This window comes from Blautia sp. MSK20_18 (genome assembly GCF_020553125.1).
Taxonomy (GTDB): domain Bacteria; phylum Bacillota; class Clostridia; order Lachnospirales; family Lachnospiraceae; genus Blautia_A; species Blautia_A fusiformis.
Genome location: NZ_JAJCGR010000031.1, coordinates 1 through 17,563, shown reverse-complemented (window position 1 = coordinate 17,563; position 17,563 = coordinate 1). Strand labels below are relative to the sequence as shown.

The following is a 17,563-nucleotide window of genomic DNA, read 5'->3' as shown; positions in this document are numbered from 1 at the left end:
AGAATGAGCGGGATTTTTGAAAGCATGGGAATTGATTCCGGGATTGTGATCATTGTTTTGCTGATCCTTACCATCATTCTTCTGATCAATGTGGTGAGTAGCAATATGCGTCTCAGCCGTTTGGAACGGAAGTACAAGATGTTTATGAGAGGCGGAGATGCACAGTCACTGGAAAAAGTTTTTGTAAGAAAATTTGCACAGATCGACCGGCTGTATGAAGCAAAGGAAGATCATGATCATGACATCAGCTTTATCAAAAAAAATATGAATGTAATGTTCAGCAAATATGGCGTTGAAAAGTATGATGCATTTGATGATGTAGGTGGAAAACTCAGCTTTGCACTGGCGCTTCTTGATAAAAACAATACGGGTCTGATCTTGAATGCGGTTCACAGCCGCGATAACTGTTTCCTTTATTTAAAGGAGATCGTAAAAGGTGAGTCCTATGTTGTACTTAGTCAGGAAGAAGTGGAAGCTTTGAGAAAAGCAGTAAACTTTGGACTTGGTGAGATTGAGAAGGAATAAAAAACTGCAAAGAGTAAGAATATTTTTAATACAGGAGGAATATCATGTTAGACATTAAGTTTGTGAGAGAGAATCCGGAGGTTGTAAAGCAGAATATCCGCAATAAGTTCCAGGACAGCAAACTGGAGCTGGTTGACAAGGTTCTCGAACTTGATAAAGAAAACAGAGAGATCAAGCAGGAGGTTGAGGCTCTCCGTGCTGAGAGAAACAAGATCTCCAAACAGATCGGTGCTCTTATGGGCCAGGGAAAAAGAGAAGAGGCAGAAGAGGTTAAAAAACAGGTTGCTGCATCCGGAACTCGTATTGAGGAACTTTCTCAGAGAGAGAAAGAGGTTGAGGAAGAGCTTCTGAAAGATATGATGGTGATCCCGAACATCATCGATCCTTCTGTACCAATCGGTAAAGACGACAGCCAGAACGTAGAGATTGAGAAATTTGGTGAGCCGGTTGTTCCGGATTTTGAGGTTCCGTATCATACAGATATCATGGAGAATTTTGATGGAATCGATCTTGACAGCGCAAGACGTGTTGCCGGTAACGGATTCTATTATCTGATGGGTGATATCGCACGCCTTCATTCCGCAGTAATTTCCTATGCAAGAGATTTCATGATCAACCGGGGATTTACTTACTGCGTACCGCCTTTCATGATCAGAAGCAACGTTGTTACAGGCGTTATGAGCTTTGCGGAGATGGATGCTATGATGTACAAGATCGAAGGTGAGGATCTTTACCTGATCGGAACAAGTGAGCATTCCATGATCGGTAAATTCATTGACCAGATTATTCCGGAGGAAGAGCTTCCGAAGACACTTACAAGCTATTCTCCGTGCTTCCGTAAAGAGAAAGGTGCTCATGGACTTGAGGAGAGAGGTGTTTACCGTATCCATCAGTTCGAGAAACAGGAGATGATCGTTGTTTGCAAGCCAGAGGAGAGTAAGATGTGGTTCGACAAGCTGTGGCAGAATACAGTAGATCTGTTCCGTTCTCTTGATATTCCGGTTCGTACGCTTGAGTGCTGCTCCGGTGACCTTGCTGATCTTAAGGTAAAATCCCTCGATGTTGAAGCATGGTCTCCACGTCAGAAGAAATACTTTGAGGTAGGAAGCTGCTCCAACCTTGGAGATGCACAGGCACGTCGTTTGAAAATCCGTGTAAACGGCAAAGATGGCAAGAAATATCTTGCTCATACATTAAACAATACAGTAGTAGCACCTCCGAGAATGCTCATTGCTTTCCTGGAGAATAACCTGAATGCAGATGGATCTGTAAACATTCCAAAAGCTCTGCAGCCATATATGGGCGGTATGACAAAGATTGAGAAAAAGACACGCGCGTAAGAGAAACGCAGGCTTTTTCAGGGAGGTGTTCTTGTGCACAGTTATTTAAAGACCGTTGGTTTTTCACAGATTACCAGAAGAAGTGAAATAAAAGAGATCATTCGTGATGTGATCGCAAGCTACGATGAAAAGGTTTGCGTGGAAAATCATCCGGAAGGCGTATTTGTACAGTTTTCCAAGAATTATGGCTGTGACTGTGGAATCAGCGTTTGTGGTCAGTACGATGAGAACGGTGAGTTTCACGTGGAATATTATTTCCCATTTTTCAGGGGAACAGGAATCACATCCAGGGAAAAAGTGACTGTTGAACGTCATACAGATAAGGAATCTTATGCAGGAGCATGTGATGATTTGCGTATTGGCGTGACTATGATCTTTTATCTGCAGAATCTGGCAGAATATATGCAGGAGAAATACAAAGGCCTGAAAGACCCGGGGGACCGTCCGGTGACGGTTTCCGGTCTGGCTTCTGAGGGAAAGATCCTGTTTCCGCTGCAGAAGGATAAGGAAGCGGTAAAGGTGGAGAGAGAACTTTCCAAAAACAGGACTAATCTGATCGCAGCAGCGCGTAATGGTGATGAGGAAGCTATGGAGAGCCTTACAATGGAGGATATGGATACTTACTCCATGATTTCCCAGAGAATTGTTACAGATGATGTTCTCACGATCGTGGACTCTTATTTCATGCCTTATGGAATTGAATGTGATCAGTATAATGTTCTTGGTGAGATTCTGGATATCATGAAATTTAAGAATATCCTGACAGGTGAAGAAATCTGCCAGATGACTATAGAGAGCAATGATATACAGTTTGATATCTGCATCAACAGCAAAGATCTTCTCGGTGAACCGGCAGTTGGACGCCGCTTCAAAGGAACAATCTGGCTGCAGGGTCAGCTGCACTATTAAGTTTTCAAATTTAGAATTAATTCTTGTAATTTCAAAATAAATATAGTAAAATAATGGTTGTGAAACTTTTGGAAGTGTTCGAAATGTTTCACAACTATATATGTCCATATAGCTCAGCTGGATAGAGCACTCGCCTCCTAAGCGAGGGGTCGGAGGTTCAAATCCTCTTATGGACGTGCTTCAAAGCGTTCGAAAATGTTAGCTGGATTAGCCGACAACGAACGCTTTTGTTTTTTTCTAATCACGTTCGTGACACAAAATTCCATTCAAAATGATCAATTTCCGGCTAACATTTTAGTTTTGCTCTGTATTTGTACCACTCTATATAACGAAACGCTCAGATGCTGTTTTGCAGTAGGGGAAAAGAAAAAATATCCAAAAATTGATGATTAATGGTGAGCTTGTGATAGAATGGATAAAAGAGAAAAGCATAAAGGATGTAGTTGTGGAGAATATTTGTTATGATTAGAAAGTTGCTGAACGGAGATATCGATAGAGTTGCTGACATATGGTTAAAGACAAATCTGAAAGCACATTATTTTATTTCCAATCAATACTGGAAAAGTAATTATGAATTAGTGAAAGAAATGCTGTCACAATCCGAAGTTTATGTGTTTGAAGCAGATAAAATGATACAAGGATTTGTAGGACTAAATGATGAATATATCGAAGGTATTTTTGTCTCTGATGAAATGCAGTCATGTGGCATAGGTAAGCTTTTATTGGATTATATTAAGGATAAAAAAGTCAGCTTACGATTAAATGTATATCAGAAGAATGCCAGAGCAATTTCTTTTTACCAAAGAGAAGGGTTTATTATTCAATGTGAAGGTTTGGATGAAGATACTGGTGAAAAAGAGTACACTATGCTATGGAAACAAAAATAGAAATCGGAAGTTGTGGGAATAAAAAAATATGGAATTAAGACTATTGCGCTATTTTCTGACGGTGGCAAAAGAACAGAGCTTTACAAAAGCAGCAGAACAATTGCATATTACCCAGCCAACGCTATCCAGACAAATGGCGGCATTTGAAGAGGAGCTTGGAGTAACATTATTTATTCGAAGCGGGAAGAAAATTTCGCTTACTGAAGAGGGGATTTTATTAAAAAGGCGTGCCCTGGAGATCCTTAATCTTGAGGAAAAAACACTTGAGGAACTGAAAGGAAAAGAAGATGTTGTAGAGGGAAATATAACCATTGGATGCGGTGAATTTGCAGCGGTGGAGACATTGGCGGAGATATGTAAAACATATAAAGAAAAATACCCGCTGGTTCAGATTGTATTGCATACTGCAACAGCAGATGCAGTGTATGAGATGATGAACAAAGGACTTGTAGATATTGCATTATTCATGGAGCCGGTGGACACCGAAGGGCTGGATTATATCCGGATCACAGATTGCGATCACTGGTGTGTTGGAATGCGGCCGGATGATCCGCTGGCAGAAAAAGAGTTTATAAGAAAAGAAGATCTTATTGGAAAACCATTGATCCTGCCGGAAAGAGTAAATGTTCAAAGTGAACTTGCCAATTGGTTTGGAAAAGACTTTTCGAAACTGCAGATTGCTTTTACAAGTAATCTTGGAACGAATGCCGGAGTTATGGCAGCAAATGGACTGGGCTATCCGGTATCCATCGAAGGTGCTGCAAAGTATTGGCGGGAGGATATTCTTGTACAGCGAAGAATTTCTCCTGAAATCACAACAAGTACTGTGATTGCCTGGAGACGAAACATTCCATATTCTCTGGCGGTCAGTAAAATGATAGAAGAAATAAATGCTTTTCAGGCATAGAATGGAATTCAATATAAGCATTAGACATAATAAAAATATCAGGTATAAAATAGATGTATAAGAGAAATTCAAATCTTATACATCTATTTTTATACGAAAAATTCGCAAAGAAAGGGGATTTTTATTATGAGTAAAAATTTAGTCGCATTTTTCAGTGCAAGCGGGACAACAAAAAAAGTAGCAGAAATGATTGCAGAGGAAGCAAAAGCGGATTTATTTGAGATTGAGCCAAAAGTTCCATATACAAAGGCTGATCTTGACTGGATGAATAAAAAATCCCGCAGCAGTGTGGAAATGAGTGATAAGAAATACAGGCCGGAGATTATGAAGAAAAAGATGGATATGAGTTCTTATGATGAGATCCTTCTGGGATTCCCAATCTGGTGGTATGTAGCTCCGACAATTGTCAATACATTTTTGGAAGCCTATGATTTCAGTGGCAAAAAGATTGTGCTCTTTGCAACATCCGGTGGAAGTGGATTCGGTAATACTGTAAAGGAATTACAGCCATCTGCACCGGATGCGGTTATCACAGAAGGCAACCTGTTAAACCGTGGAACAAAACAGGAAATCAGTGAGTGGGTAAAATCTTTATAAATAACAGTGCTATGGAGGTATACAGAAAATGGGAAAAATAGTACAGACAGCAGGAAGAAATACACTTGGTGAATTCGCACCGGAATTTGCACATTTTAACGATGATGTACTTTTCGGCGAAAACTGGAATAACCAGGACATCGACGTAAAAACAAGAAGTATCATCACAGTGGTTGCTCTGATGGCTTCCGGAATTACAGATTCTTCTTTAAAATATCATCTTCAAAATGCAAAAAATCATGGTGTAACACAAAAAGAGATTGCCGCAGTAATCACACATGTCGCATTTTATGCAGGATGGCCAAAAGCATGGGCTGTTTTCAATCTTGCAAAGGAAGTGTGGGAGGCAGGTGAAGGAGATTTACCATACGAAGAGGAAGCAATGCGGGCGCATGCAAAAGAGATGGTATTTCCAATTGGTGCACCAAATGATGGCTTTGCACAGTATTTTTCTGGCAGAAGTTTTCTTGCACCGATTTCCACTTCTCAGGTTGGCATTTTCAACGTGACATTTGAACCCGGATGCAGGAATAATTGGCATATTCATCATGCAAAAAGCGGTGGCGGGCAGATCTTAGTATGTGTAGCCGGCCGAGGGTTTTATCAGGAAGAAGGCAGGGATGCGGTAGAAATGAAACCGGGTGACTGTATTAACATTCCGGTAGATGTAAAGCACTGGCATGGGGCCGCTCCGGATGAATGGTTTTCCCATCTGGCAATTGAGGTGCCGGGAGTGGATTGTTCCAATGAGTGGTGTGAGGCGGTATCGGAGAAAGAGTACGCTGGATTAAGATAAGGAGAGCACTATGGAATACGGTAAACTCGGAAATACAGATATAGAAGTGTCAAAATTATGTGTGGGCTGCATGAGTTTTGGGAAAGCTGGAACCATGCATGACTGGACGTTGGATGAAGCTGAAAGTGAGAATGTTATCAAGCATGCACTTGATTTGGGATATAATTTTTTTGATACAGCAAATGGATATTCAGCAGGAACAAGTGAGGAATATTTAGGTAAAGCATTGAAGAAAAATGTAGCGAGAAATCAGGTTGTGATTGCATCCAAGGTATATTTTAATGAAGGTCGTTTATCAAGACAGGCAATCATGAGGGAAATAGATGGAACTCTGTCACGTCTTGGAACCGACTATCTTGATTTATATATCATCCATAGATTTGACTATGATACACCAATTGAAGAAACTATGGAGGCACTGCACGATCTGGTAAAAGCAGGAAAGGTCAGGGCACTTGGTGCATCTGCCATGTATGGATATCAGTTTTATAATATGCAGTTAGCCGCAAGAGACAATGGATGGACACCATTTTCTGCGATGGAGAATCATTATAATTTGCTTTACAGAGAGGATGAGAGAGAATTGCTACCAATTTGTAAGCAAATGAAAGTTTCGTTAATGCCGTATAGCCCTCTTGCAGCCGGACATCTGGCAAGACCACAGTGGAAATCAGAGTCTCTTCGTGGAACCACGGATAGGGTTGCCATGGGAAAATATGATAAGACTGAAGCGGAAGACATGCAGATAGTTAAACGTGTAGCGGAGCTTGCCGAAAAGTATAACTGCAAAATGTCCCAGATAGCCATTGCATGGCAGTGGGCAAAGGGAATTCTATCGCCTATTATTGGGGCAACCAAAACGCAGTATCTGGATGATTCAGCCGGAGCATTTGACATTAAATTAACTGCCGAAGACCTTGCATATCTTGAAGAGCCATATGTTCCACATGAGATAGTTGGTGCAATTGATAAAAATCCGGCACAAGGTGTTATTTTGCTTGATGAAAAGAAATAATAAAGAACTAGGTGTAGCCATATGAAGAAATATTTATCAGTTATTCTGGAAATTATCCTCACAGCCTGTCTGGTTGCATGTGGTAGTTCTAACAAGGATTCCGTGAACGATGATAAACAAGAGGTAAGACTGGGAAAAATGAATATGCCAGAGCGTGAGGTTGTAGAATTGCTGAGTAACGGAGACGTAGAATTAAAAATTTCGAAAGAATGAAATTACTGTTTTTCTATACGAAGAGCTCGACAGATTTTAGATAATTGCGATCTGTGAAGGATTTGCAATTTTAGGAATGATATTTTTGATTATCAGTTGATAGTCAACTTCCAGTTTGTTGAATTAAAAATGAAATAAAGTTTCAGTAATCATAGAGTGTATGGATTCAATTCCATATGCTCTTTTTCTTTTACTTAATTTCAAGAAAATGCAGAAATCTAATGTTACGAGTTTCTTACGAGTGGCATTTAAAAAAACTCGCAAGAAAACTCGTAAGAAAAAAAGTAAAAAAATTTGCTTTTGACCACTGTAAAACAGGCTCTGAGCGTTTCGTTATATGAAGGGATAATTTTTCTTTCATAATTCAAAGAAAAGAGGACAAAGAAATGTCAGAGAACTGGATGACGAAACAGGAATTGGTCTGATTGAGAAACGCAGACAGGGATTTGGAAAGGTGAACGTTATCTACGTGAAAACCTTTATGCCTGAGAAAACAGATAAGAAAAAATTTGAAGAGGAATTAAAGAAGTTTAGAAAACAAACTTCTGTGGAAAATGAGGAATCTACAGAAGTTTACATTTCAAACTTCATGAAGTCCTAAAATCAAACTTCTAGAAGTCCCGAAAACAAACTTCAAGAAGTTTACATTTCAAACCCTAATAATACTAATCTTAGTGATACTGAAATGAATGATAATAAATCTAATCAAATCGTATCTGCAGATGAGAATCGATCCGATGGCGATAATTCCACTGAGGAATATCAGGCTTATGAAAAACTGGTCAAAGAGACTGTTGATTATGAATCACTGGAGGTAACCCATCATGACGATATGCGACAGGTAGATGAAATCGTGAACCTGATCGTAGAGACTGTGATGTGTAAAAATGACAAGATCTTGATTGCCAGCAACTGGTATCCGGCATCACTGGTGAAGAAAAAATTTCTGATGCTGACCTATTCACATATCGAGTATGTCTTACACTGTATGAGTGGTAACACCACAAAGGTGAAGAACATCAAGAAATATTTATTAGCAGCCCTGTTTAATGCACCGTCAACGATGAACGGGTATTATCAGACAGAGGTGAACCATGATATGCCAGGACTGGTAAGATAGGAGGTGCACATGTTTATTTTAAAACTTGCTGGAAAGATATTATTACTGCCGGTATGGCTGATCCTTTTTGTGATCGGCCTGGTAGTGAAGATGACAGTACAGACTTATGCGGTTGTAAGGGGAATCCTTGGTTTTATATTCACTTTGTTGATTATAGCAACTGCATACTGTTACCATGACTGGGTACAGGTTGTATTCCTGTTTGCGCTGAGTGTTATTCTGTATCTGATCCTGTTTGCAGGAGTGTTCGTAGATACTGTACTGGACATGACAAGAGAACGTATTATTGATTTTATTATATCGTGAGGAGGATATGAAAATGAGCGAAAACAATGATTATATTCAGTTACCACCACTTAAAAAAGACACACCGTCCGATGTGGTAGCATTTATGTGGGAGTACATGAAAGTACCGGAGAATTCAAGAGAAAAAGTTAAGAATCTGCTTAAAGATGCAAATGAAAATGGCGTAAAATTAAGTCATCAGGCACCAACACTGTATGATGTTGTCCCAAAAGAAGAAATTGCTGAATTTGAAGAGCTTATGCGCAAAACCATAGCTGACATTGTATCAGAAGCCAGTAGCGTTGCCTGTTGGGTGTATGTGCAGAAATATGTGAAGCACAAAACCCTAAACGAAATGCTGCAAGAATTGCCAGACGTAGGTCAATTCATCCTAGCTATGGATACCTGGTTTGAAAAACTGATGGAGAAATAATCTAGGAAAATAGTTTAAAGTCTACATGTTATGATCATGTATGAAGTTGGAACAAAATAAAAGAATTGTGCTATACTATTGTTCAAGAAAAAAACTCATTGACATATTTCAATCTATTTAGGAGGATAAACGATCATGTGTACAGCAGCAACTTATAAAACAAAAGATTTTTACTTTGGACGAACCCTCGATTATGAATTCTCTTATGGTGATCAGATAGTAATTACACCACGTAATTATGCGTTTAATTTTCGCCATGTTGACGATATGAAAAATCATTATGCAATTATTGGAATGGCTCATGTTGCAGAGGATTATCCTTTGTATTATGATGCTATGAATGAAAAAGGAGTGGCAATGGCAGGACTGAATTTTGTCGGAAATGCTGTTTATTCCGCGATTAAGCCAGATGTGGAAAATATTGCACAGTTTGAATTTATTCCGTGGATTTTAAGTCAGTGTTCTTCTTTAGTTGAAGTTCGCGAGCTTCTTGAACGAATTAATATTGTTAATACTCCTTTCAGCGAGCAATTGCCATTAGCACAATTACACTGGATCATTTCTGATGAGAATGAGTCAATTACGGTAGAATCTATGTCAGATGGTTTGCATATTTATGATAATCCAGTAGGAGTGCTTACGAATAATCCGCCATTTCCACAGCAGATGTTTCAACTAAATAATTATATGCATTTATCTCCTAAACAGCCCAGAAATACTTTCTGCGAAAATTTGGCTCTTGATGCATATAGTAGAGGTATGGGAGGAGTAGGTCTTCCGGGAGATCTCTCATCTGCCTCACGCTTTGTACGTGTAGCTTTTACAAAGGTAAATGCAATTTCAGGTGAATCAGAGGAAGAAAGCGTTAGCCAATTCTTCCACATTCTCGGATCTGTGGATCAGCAACGAGGATGTTGCGAAGTAGCGGATGGAAAATATGAAATCACATTGTATACGTCGTGTTGTAATGTTACAAAAGGTATTTATTATTACAATACTTATGAAAACCATCAGATCAGTGCAGTAGATATGCATGTAGAAAATCTGGATAGTGATAAAATGATTTGTTATCCAGTAATTCAAGGAGAACGAATCAACTATCAAAATAAATAATGTTTTGAAATCAGGGATGAGGTAGAAAGGAAAGTTCCATGACAAAAGATGAAGTAAAAAAACTCAGGATGAACAGTCCGGAATCACTACAGTTTTTAAATAATGCTACAAAATTTTATAATTTAATGATGATGTATCGTTGTGCTATTCGGGAGATACAAACTAAACTTGAGGTTTTGGATGATGAATTTTCAGTTGAGAACAATCGAAATCCTATTTCTTTTATAAAAACAAGAATTAAGAAGCCCAATAGTATTTACGATAAACTGCAGAAGATGGGATATGAATTTACAACAGAAAATATACAGACATATCTCAATGATGTAGCAGGCGTTCGAATAGTTTGTGCGTTTATTGACGATATTTATATGATATCAGATTTGATTACCCAACAGGATGATATTAAAGTTATTGAAATAAAAGATTATATAAAAAATCCAAAATCGAATGGTTATCGAAGCTATCATATGATTGTCGAAATACCAGTATTTTTTGCTAAGGGTAAAACACCTATGCGTGTAGAATTACAGATTCGAACCAATGGTATGGATTTCTGGGCAACATTGGAACATCAACTTCGCTATAAAAAAGGAATTGAAGAAATGCCTGGCTATGATGAGATAAGTGAAGAATTACTTCATTCTGCAAGAGCTATCATTGAAGCAGATAATGAAATGCAGAGAATAAAAGACAAAATTGGTATGTTCCACGAAATTTAGGGAGAAAACTGAGCAAGTAGGAAGGTGGAATATATATGAAACAAGATACTTTAGAGGGCAAAGCAAAAACAAAAAATGGGGTAAAACGACTGTGTTTTTCTATAATCTGCATTCTTCTGGAAGTGATTTTTATTATTACTATCGTAACACGCTTGAATGAATATGCAGAAATCATAAATTTATTTACAAGGATTTTGAGTGGGATCTTGGTTTTGGGATTGTACGCATCAAATAAGACATCCTCTATGAAAATGCCTTGGGTCATCTTAATTCTAATTTTCCCAATTATGGGTGTAGGCCTGTATTTGTTGATTGGTTTGAATGGTGGCACACATAAAATGCGTGAGCGATATGCAGAAATTGATAGCAAATTGTTACCAATGCTTCCGGACGGTCAGGAGTGTTTGAGCAAAATAAAAGAAACAATTCCGAAAGCAGGAAATATAGCAAGTTACATACAAAGAAATTCGCAGTATCCAATCTATCAGAATACGGATATTGTGTATTTTGATGAAGCAGTGAAAGGATTAGAGGCACAGCTTAAGGATTTGGAGAAAGCACAGAAGTTTATCTTTATGGAATATCATGCGATAGAAGACGCTGAAGCATGGCATAAGATTCAAGATGTTCTGGAAGAGCGAGTAAAAGCAGGTGTGGAAGTTAGAGTATTCTACGATGATATGGGTTCTATAGGCTTTATTAACACAGATTTTGTGAAAAAGATGGAGGCAATAGGAATTCATTGCCGTGTATTCAATCCGTTTGTGCCAGGTTTAAATCTGTTTTTGAACAATCGTGATCATAGAAAAATAACAGTTATTGATGGAAAAGTCGGATTTACAGGTGGATATAATCTAGCAAACGAATATTTTAATTACACACACCCGTATGGACAGTGGAAAGATACAGGTATTCGTTTAGAAGGAGATGCTGTTCAGTCGCTTACGGTGACATTTTTGGAAATGTGGAATGCAGTAAGTGATAAGGATGCTAATGATTCTGATTTTAGTAAATACCTTTTCCACTATGATTATGCGGCACAGCAAACTGGGTTTGTTCAACCTTATGCAGACAGCCCTATGGATAATGAGCAAGTAGGAGAAGAAGTTTATATCAGTATGATAAATAAAGCTGAAAAATATTGTTGGTTTATGACTCCATATCTAATCATAACAGATGAAATGACGCATGCGTTATGTCTGGCTGCTAAGCGAGGGGTAGACGTAAGAATTATCACACCTGGTATCCCTGATAAAAAATTCATTTATAATATAACTCGTTCTTTTTATCATGGATTAGTTAAACATGGTGTTCGTGTTTATGAGTGGACTCCTGGTTTCTGTCATGCAAAAATGAGTGTGGCAGATGACTGTATGGCAACTTGTGGAACAATTAATTTGGATTATCGAAGTTTATATCACCATTTTGAAAACGGCTGTTTTATGGCAGATTGTCAGGCAGTTGTGGAAATAAAAAATGATCTGATAAGAACGCTGGGAGAATGTCGTGATGTGACAGACCAATATCAAACCGGACGAAGTGCATATTTGCGACTGGGACAATTATTTATGAGATTATTTGCTGGATTGCTATAAGAATCTGATGAAACGACCTTTCAAAAAACAGTTGATTTAGAAGTTAACTGTTTTTGAAAGGCCGTTTTTGCTATATCTAACAGTCTGTTGTACAAAGAAGATTTTGCATGGATGAAAAAAACAAACCTTGTTGAGGTTAAATTGAGATTGACTTTGTATTGTATAAGTATGAAATAAAAAGGAATCAGGTGATGTACAATGAAAAAGCATAAAATATGTAAAATCCTTCTTGTTATACTGGCAATTTTTTTATGTGTGGCTTTTTATGAATTGCTCGGAATCTGCGTTGCATATAAAAAACAGCCGGAAGTGTCCAATACAACCAAAAAAGAAACAAAAAATGGGTCATGGAACGAATGCAGTGAAAATACAGAACGGGCAGTAATCATAGAAAAGAATCCAGAAGCACTTTTACAAAGAGTGCGTTTGATCAAGAATGCAAAAAAGGAAATTATTCTTTCTACTTTTGCATTTCAATCCGATGAAAGTGGAAAATTGATTTTAGGAGCACTGCATGATGCGGCAGACAGAGGTGTACATATTCGTCTGTTAGTAGATGGAATGGAGAGCTGGATTGATATGGAAGGAAATCCGTATTTCTATGGATTATCTTCCCATGAGAATGTTGAAATTAAACTGTATAATAAGGCCAATCCGTTGAAACCATGGAAGATGATGGGGAGAATGCATGATAAATATTTGATTGCAGATGGTAAGACATATATTCTTGGTGGAAGAAATACATACAATTATTTCCTGGGTGATTTTCTGGGACATAAGAACTATGACAGAGATGTGTTAGTGGTTTGCGATGAACCTGAGAAAGAAAATTCAGTTAACCAGTTGTTAGAGTATTTTGAAACGATATGGGAACAAGAAGACAGTGGTTATTTTCATGACAATAAAAAACTGGCAAATAGAAAATCTGTAAAGAACGCAGTTTTAGAGCTGCAGAACGGCTATCAGAAATATTTTGAAGAGAATAAGGAAAGAATCTGCGATACCGATTACACGGACGAAACTTTTGAGACAGAAAAGATTGCATTAGTGTCAAATCCTATTCACACAGGTTCCAAAGAACCAGTAGTGTGGTATCAGTTGGGAGAATTGATGAAAAATGCAAAAAATCGTGTGAAGATCCACACGCCATATATTATCTGTAATGATATGATGTATAATACATGGGAGGAGATTGCAGAGAACGTTTCAGATTTTTCTATCATGACAAATTCAGTTGCGAATAATGGGAATCCATTTGGGGCTGCCGATTATGCGAAAAACAGAAATAGAATCTTAAGTACAGGAATTAATATCTGGGAATATGAAGGCGGTTATTCATACCACGGAAAAAGTATTCTGATTGACGATGATCTGTCTGTAATCGGTTCCTTTAATATGGACATGAGAAGTGCATATCTGGATACGGAACTGATGCTTGTAATTCGCAGTAAAGATATTAATAAACAGTTGGAAGAGGGCATGATGGAATATGAAAAAGTGTCCCGCCAGATATTAGAAGGCGGAACTTATAATGATCCATATCATGTAGAGCCAATCGAATTAACAAAGAAACGTCAGAGAAAAATATTTTTGGTACAGCATCTGCTTGGATGGGCAAGGTATCTGTTTTAATAAGGAGGAAGGAAAACGTGTTTCAAATATTGATTGTAGAAGATGATAAAGAATTAAGCCAGCTATTCCAAAAAGTGCTTGAGAAGAATGGATATCAAGTCAAAAGTGCATCGGATGGAGCACAGGCATTAGAAGTATTGGATAAGGAATATATTGATCTGATCATTTCTGATATTATGATGCCGGTTATGGATGGCTATGAACTGGTGTCAGAACTTCGTTCAGCAGGATATCAGATACCAGTGCTTATGATCACTGCGAAAGGTTCCTTTGATGATATGCGCCAGGGATTTCTTTCGGGAAGTGACGATTATATGGTAAAACCGGTAAATGTGAATGAAATGGTTTTAAGAGTCGTAGCACTGCTTCGCCGTGCACAGATACTGAATGAACACAAAATTGTGATCGGTTCAACAGAGTTTGATTATGATGCAATGACGGTTACAACTGATAAGGAAAGTTTTGTTTTGCCTAAAAAAGAATTCCTGCTTTTATATAAGCTTGCAGCTTCGCCAGGCAGAACATTTACAAAACAACAGTTGATGGATGAAGTATGGGGATACGAGACGGAGGCAGACCCACATACGATAGAGGTACATATAGGAAGAATCAGAGAGCGTTTTAAAGATAACCCTGATTTTGAAATCGTAACAATGCGTGGAATTGGATACAAGGTGGTGAAAAAATAATGGAACAAAAGAAAGAAAAAGGATTGCGGATCCGATCCTGTCTGACTGGTGCAATCTGGCTGGCACTTGTATTTTCAACAGTCATATCTGCTTTATTATTTGCTTTTTTGAATCATTTTTTTAATCTGCCGGGCAGCATACCTGTGCTTGGCTGGCTTTTGATTTTCAATACATTGATTGCAGGGCTGATCACTTCCTTTATTAATGCAAAGTTACTGGAACCAATTACCAGACTTAGTAAAGCAATGAAGGAAGTTTCTCAGGGAGATTTTGAACAGCATTTGGAAACGAACAGCCGTATAGCAGAAGTTGGAGAATCTTATCAAAGTTTTAACGTTATGACAAAAGAACTTCGTGCAACAGAGGTGCTGCAGATGGATTTTGTATCTAATGTTTCTCATGAGTTTAAGACCCCGATTAATGCCATTGAAGGATATACAATGCTGCTTCAGGGAGAAGAACTATCTCCGGATCAAGAGGAATATGTAGAAAAAATCTTATTTAACACCCAAAGACTTTCCGGATTGGTTGGTAATATTTTGCTGTTATCCAAGTTAGAGAATCAGAATATACCAATGAAAAAAACAGAATATCGTCTGGATGAACAGATTCGCCAGGCATTTCTTTCATTGGAAACAAAATGGACAGAAAAAGAAATTGGTTTTCAGGTAGAATTGGAGGAAGTTAAATATACTGGGAATGAAGGACTTTTTATGCATATCTGGATAAATCTTTTGGATAATGCGATTAAGTTCAGCCCTTCAAAGGGGACAATTACGATGTTTCTGAAACAAGAACAGGATTCTGTTAAGTTCATTCTGGAAGATGAAGGACCAGGAATAGAGGATGATGTAAAATCCAGAATATTTGACAAGTTCTATCAGGTAGATGGATCTCATAAAGCAGAAGGAAATGGCCTAGGTCTTGCACTTGTAAAACGGATTGTAGATAGTGCCGGAGGAACAATCAAAGCAGAAAACCGTGAATATGGTGGATGCAGATTTGTTATAGAGCTGCCAAAGCAGAAAGATGAGATTATATAGTTTTAAGATAAATTAGAAGATGGGAGGATTTATATGACATTTTATCAGGAGTTGCAGTTAAATCAGGCAGGTTCTAAAAACCTGTTGAAAAAGAGTGAAACACTAAAAGAAAAATTATATCATATGTGGGTATATCTGGTGAAGATAGCTGTTACATTGGCATTTTGTTTTTCCTTTGTTAGTATTTTCAGCATCCTATTTGGAAATGAGAACAGCATTGTAGGTGTAGTAGTCTTATTATGTCTCATGGTGTTTAGAAATGCGGATCTGGGGATCCACACCGGACAATCTACGATGCTTTTGGCTTTGTTCTTTGTAATTATGACTGTATGTCCGCATTTAGCAAATCAGTTTTCACCGGTATTGGGAATGCTGTTAAATATTGCGGCACTGGCTGTGTTAATTCTGTTCGGATGCCATAATCCATTCATGTTTAATCAATCTACATTGGTTCTTGGGTATCTGCTGCTATATGGTTATGATGTTACGGGAAAAAGCTATCAGATGCGATTAGTCGGAATGGCTTTAGGTGCAGCACTTACCTGCTTCGTATTTTATCGAAATCATAAAAACAGAACTTATAAAAGAAATCTGAAAGATCTGATACAAGAATTTGATATCACTTCTTCCAGAACAAAATGGCAGATATGTCAGATTTTATGCGTACCGATTGTCCTTTGCATTGCAGAACTTTGTAATATGCCACGTGCAATGTGGGCTGGTATTGCGGCCATGTCCGCGATTTTGCCGTTTATGGAAGATATGCGCTACAGAGTCCGTAAAAGGATTGTCGGAAATATTGCAGGTGTTATATGTTTTACAGTATTATATTTTCTGCTTCCTTCGTCAATCTATGCATATATAGGAATTCTTGGTGGAATCGGTGTAGGATTTTCAGCACAATATGGCTGGCAGGCAGTATTTAACACATTTGGTGCTTTAGCCATTGCTGCAGAGACTTATGGACTACAAGGAGCGGTTAGTCTTAGAGTGATTCAAAATGTTTTTGGTGTTGTGTTTGCTTTAGCATTTTGTGTTATATTTTATTGGTTTATGTCTAAAAAAAAGGAAAGTGAGATGACCGTACATGCAGAGTGAAGTGAATCAGGAAGAAAATTTGAATAGAATTATTACGGTTCCTAATCTTCTTTCTTTTTTTCGGCTTTGTCTGATTCCGGTAATTATATGGAGTTATTGTGTAAAGAAAAATCCTCTGTTAGCTGGTGAAATCTTATTGCTGTCTGGTCTTACGGATCTTGCTGATGGATATATCGCAAGAAGATTCCATAGGATTAGTAATTTAGGAAAAATACTTGATCCGGTGGCTGATAAGCTGACACAGGCAGCGATGTTAATCTGTCTGTTTACTCGTTTTCCGCATGTGCTTCTTTTAATCGTAATAATGGCAGGTAAGGAGCTGTATATGGTAGTCAGTGGATGTCTTGTGATACGAAAGACAGGAAAAGTACATGGTGCAGACTGGCATGGAAAGATAGTAACCTTTTTATTATATGGAACTGCAGCGGTGCATATTATATGGTTCCACATTACACCGATGGTATCAGATCTGTTGATTGGTTTGTGCGCTATAATGATGGTCATATCGGTCGCTCTGTATATTATCCAGAATACCAGGACTCTTAAGGAAGAGACTGTATAAGCAATTTTATATTACAATGACTAGAAAAATATTTAGGAAGATAAGCGGGAATCCTCGGTAATTCAATTGCCGAGATGAAAGCGTA

At 38.1% G+C, this 17,563-nt stretch carries 19 protein-coding genes, 1 tRNA gene and 1 pseudogene; all 21 read left to right on the top strand.

The window, feature by feature from the left end:
* Positions 1-3 precede the first annotated feature (3 nt).
* Positions 4-525 carry a DUF4446 family protein gene (locus LI091_RS14460; protein WP_015526535.1) on the top strand — a complete coding sequence of 174 codons (522 nt, stop codon included), beginning with the start codon at positions 4-6 and terminating at the stop codon, positions 523-525.
* Between the two features lie 44 nt (positions 526-569).
* Positions 570-1,865 (top strand): serine--tRNA ligase, encoded by a 1,296-nt coding sequence (serS, locus tag LI091_RS14455; RefSeq protein WP_015526534.1) that lies wholly within the window; start codon positions 570-572, stop codon positions 1,863-1,865.
* A 33-nt stretch (positions 1,866-1,898) separates the two neighbouring features.
* Positions 1,899-2,774: a DUF3881 family protein gene (locus LI091_RS14450; protein WP_059086529.1), complete on the top strand. Its 876-nt coding sequence runs from the start codon at positions 1,899-1,901 to the stop codon at positions 2,772-2,774.
* Between the two features lie 102 nt (positions 2,775-2,876).
* Positions 2,877-2,950, top strand: a tRNA-Arg gene (locus tag LI091_RS14445).
* 285 nt (positions 2,951-3,235) lie between these two features.
* Positions 3,236-3,661, top strand: a complete 426-nt coding sequence (locus tag LI091_RS14440; protein WP_055221202.1) for a GNAT family N-acetyltransferase — start codon at positions 3,236-3,238, stop codon at positions 3,659-3,661.
* Between the two features lie 28 nt (positions 3,662-3,689).
* Entirely contained in the window at positions 3,690-4,568 is an 879-nt protein-coding gene (locus LI091_RS14435) for a LysR family transcriptional regulator (RefSeq protein WP_021650153.1), read from the top strand.
* A 126-nt stretch (positions 4,569-4,694) separates the two neighbouring features.
* The gene (locus tag LI091_RS14430) at positions 4,695-5,165 is read left to right on the top strand and encodes a flavodoxin (RefSeq protein WP_118368770.1); all 471 of its coding nucleotides are present in this window, start codon (positions 4,695-4,697) and stop codon (positions 5,163-5,165) included.
* A gap of 28 nt (positions 5,166-5,193) precedes the next feature.
* Positions 5,194-5,961 (top strand): carboxymuconolactone decarboxylase family protein, encoded by a 768-nt coding sequence (locus LI091_RS14425; RefSeq protein WP_015526521.1) that lies wholly within the window; start codon positions 5,194-5,196, stop codon positions 5,959-5,961.
* A gap of 10 nt (positions 5,962-5,971) precedes the next feature.
* On the top strand, positions 5,972-6,976 hold the full coding sequence (locus tag LI091_RS14420) for an aldo/keto reductase (protein ID WP_021650152.1): 1,005 nt from the start codon (positions 5,972-5,974) through the stop codon (positions 6,974-6,976).
* 21 nt (positions 6,977-6,997) lie between these two features.
* Positions 6,998-7,189 carry a hypothetical protein gene (locus tag LI091_RS14415; RefSeq protein ID WP_015526519.1) on the top strand — a complete coding sequence of 64 codons (192 nt, stop codon included), beginning with the start codon at positions 6,998-7,000 and terminating at the stop codon, positions 7,187-7,189.
* Between the two features lie 388 nt (positions 7,190-7,577).
* Positions 7,578-8,309: pseudogene (locus LI091_RS18650) on the top strand (DUF6017 domain-containing protein); the annotation flags it as partial.
* Positions 8,310-8,318: 9 nt separating this feature from the next.
* Positions 8,319-8,615 (top strand): hypothetical protein, encoded by a 297-nt coding sequence (locus tag LI091_RS14405; protein ID WP_118368769.1) that lies wholly within the window; start codon positions 8,319-8,321, stop codon positions 8,613-8,615.
* 7 nt (positions 8,616-8,622) lie between these two features.
* Positions 8,623-9,027 (top strand): hypothetical protein, encoded by a 405-nt coding sequence (locus tag LI091_RS14400; RefSeq protein WP_021650147.1) that lies wholly within the window; start codon positions 8,623-8,625, stop codon positions 9,025-9,027.
* Between the two features lie 135 nt (positions 9,028-9,162).
* Complete coding sequence (gene bsh / locus LI091_RS14395; RefSeq protein ID WP_118368768.1) at positions 9,163-10,140, top strand: choloylglycine hydrolase; 978 nt, start codon at positions 9,163-9,165, stop codon at positions 10,138-10,140.
* Positions 10,141-10,178: 38 nt separating this feature from the next.
* Positions 10,179-10,859: a GTP pyrophosphokinase gene (locus LI091_RS14390; RefSeq protein WP_005347231.1), complete on the top strand. Its 681-nt coding sequence runs from the start codon at positions 10,179-10,181 to the stop codon at positions 10,857-10,859.
* A gap of 35 nt (positions 10,860-10,894) precedes the next feature.
* Positions 10,895-12,454, top strand: coding sequence for a cardiolipin synthase (cls, locus tag LI091_RS14385; protein ID WP_021650145.1), 1,560 nt, complete (start codon positions 10,895-10,897; stop codon positions 12,452-12,454).
* A gap of 198 nt (positions 12,455-12,652) precedes the next feature.
* The gene (locus LI091_RS14380; protein ID WP_118368767.1) at positions 12,653-14,086 is read left to right on the top strand and encodes a phospholipase D family protein; all 1,434 of its coding nucleotides are present in this window, start codon (positions 12,653-12,655) and stop codon (positions 14,084-14,086) included.
* A complete protein-coding gene (locus tag LI091_RS14375) occupies positions 14,065-14,775 on the top strand; it encodes a response regulator transcription factor (RefSeq protein ID WP_059086533.1) in 711 nt (236 codons plus the stop codon). The genes LI091_RS14380 and LI091_RS14375 overlap by 22 nt, the downstream gene beginning before the upstream one ends.
* Positions 14,775-15,818: a HAMP domain-containing sensor histidine kinase gene (locus LI091_RS14370; RefSeq protein ID WP_005347239.1), complete on the top strand. Its 1,044-nt coding sequence runs from the start codon at positions 14,775-14,777 to the stop codon at positions 15,816-15,818. Before LI091_RS14375 ends, LI091_RS14370 begins: the two co-directional genes overlap by 1 nt.
* Positions 15,819-15,851: 33 nt before the next feature.
* A complete protein-coding gene (locus LI091_RS14365; protein ID WP_118368766.1) occupies positions 15,852-16,916 on the top strand; it encodes an FUSC family protein in 1,065 nt (354 codons plus the stop codon).
* The gene (locus tag LI091_RS14360; protein ID WP_055057096.1) at positions 16,906-17,478 is read left to right on the top strand and encodes a CDP-alcohol phosphatidyltransferase family protein; all 573 of its coding nucleotides are present in this window, start codon (positions 16,906-16,908) and stop codon (positions 17,476-17,478) included. Before LI091_RS14365 ends, LI091_RS14360 begins: the two co-directional genes overlap by 11 nt.
* Positions 17,479-17,563 lie beyond the last annotated feature (85 nt).